The 1,603-nt window shown below is 45.4% G+C and carries 3 protein-coding genes; all 3 read right to left on the bottom strand.

Translation table 11 applies throughout. The features are described 5' to 3' along the window. The coding region (locus tag AC1DUA_RS36765) for a cyclase family protein (RefSeq protein WP_477504428.1) at positions 1 to 443 on the bottom strand (443 nt) is incomplete at its 3' end. Positions 444 to 478: 35 nt separating this feature from the next. Beyond that, positions 479 to 1,345: a pentapeptide repeat-containing protein gene (locus AC1DUA_RS36760; protein WP_477504429.1), complete on the bottom strand. Its 867-nt coding sequence runs from the start codon at positions 1,343 to 1,345 to the stop codon at positions 479 to 481. Positions 1,346 to 1,361: 16 nt separating this feature from the next. Continuing rightward, positions 1,362 to 1,603, bottom strand: a 242-nt coding sequence (locus AC1DUA_RS36755) for a PadR family transcriptional regulator (RefSeq protein WP_477504427.1), incomplete at its 5' end; no start/stop codon positions are given.

The raw sequence follows: 1,603 nt of genomic DNA, 5'->3' as shown, positions 1-1,603 counted from the left end.
GCATAATGCTCATGGTACAATCGTTTATCTGCATCGCTGCGAATGAGTACAATATCAAATGGTTTCAGAGTATAGCTAATTCGGTTTAACTCTTCTATTAAGTCATCTTTCGTAATTTCATAACCTGGCGGTTTGCTGCTAAAGTCTAGTAACACGCCATCTGAATAAAACCACTCCAGTGGTAGTTCGTCAATTGTTCTTGCAGGTTTCCCTTCAGAGGTTGGCCAGTAGTGCCATGGTGCGTCTACGTGAGTCCCAGAATGCGTGTTTAGTGTTAATGTCTCTGTTGCCCATGCCTTCTTTTCTGGAAAATCCTCCGGTGAGAGACCGAGAGCTGCTGCTGCCTGAAGTGCTCCATCCTCATGAGTGGAGTAATCAATTTTAGCTGGGAGTGGTTCCTTAATTCGTGGGCTGATAGGAACGCTTAGATCAATTAGTTTCACTATAATTCCACCTCTTTGTCATTTGGTATCCCTCCTTATCGAATCGTAACTTTGGACAAATCGGCACCCATGCCTTTGAGCAGCGCATAGGTCAGTTTATCCATCATTGCCCCGTCAAAGATGACGGTTTTGATCATACGATAATATTTATTAGTGAGAGTAAACCCAGGCTGGAAAGAAACATTATTTAATGTTGCGCCCTTGAATGAGACTTCGGTTAAAGCTGCTTTATCAAACTTAACGCCGATGAACGTCTGACCGTCCAAACGTTGCCCTGTCAGATCCGTATATGTAAAGTCAACCCCATCAAATAAACAACTTTCAAAAATCGTTTTTCTAAGATCAGTCATGGATAACGTCACGTCGGTCAATCTTACACTTGTGAATCTGGCACCATCAAGCCCCGACTTGCTGAAATTGGTTCGCACAAGGATCGTCTTATTGAAGCTTGCATTTGACAGGTCAAGCGCAGATAGGCTGCAGTCTGTCAGATTTGCACTGTCAAAATTAGCTTCGCGCACGTCACTGGCTTTAAACGAACTGCCAGTTAAATCTGCGCCTGAAAAATCGGAACCATGCAGCGCACTGCCTTTAAACTGTCCTTTATGGGCCGTAACACCGGCAAAATCGCTTCCCTTCAGATTGCTGCCATTAAAATTTGTCAGTACTTGCCGTTCCAGTGAGCGGGAGAGGTTGGCGACCTCCAGAATTGTTTGCTCGATGTCGCCGATACTCTCGATTGTCATCTTAAACGCTGTTTCATCGTCCTTGCCCTCCGCTCTGAGTTCACGGTATCGTTCTTGCAAATCGGATAGCAGGTCGGCCTTTAATTCGGTGACGCTTTTCACCCCATCGTATGGCGTAAAAACGCTGTTCAGATAACTCGTCAATTTCGGATTCATCACATCAAATCTCTCCTTATACTAAGTTTTCTAACACGCGTTTAGCATACTCCCAATTGCTTTTGTTGCGATCGTAAGTGTTCTTGCCCTTTTCTGTAATCCTAAAATATTTGCGCCGTCCGCCCTGTGACTCATCGCCCCAATACCACTCGATGTCGCCATCTGCTTCAAGCCGCCGGAAGCTGGAGTACATCGTGGCTTCCTTTAGTTCATACTCGCCGCCCGAACGCTCGGCAATCAACTTGACAACTTCATAGC

The organism is Paenibacillus sp. 01T422 (genome assembly GCF_056398785.1).
The sequence above is the reverse complement of the archived record's forward strand: the minus strand, read 5'-3'. Positions and strand labels throughout refer to the sequence as shown.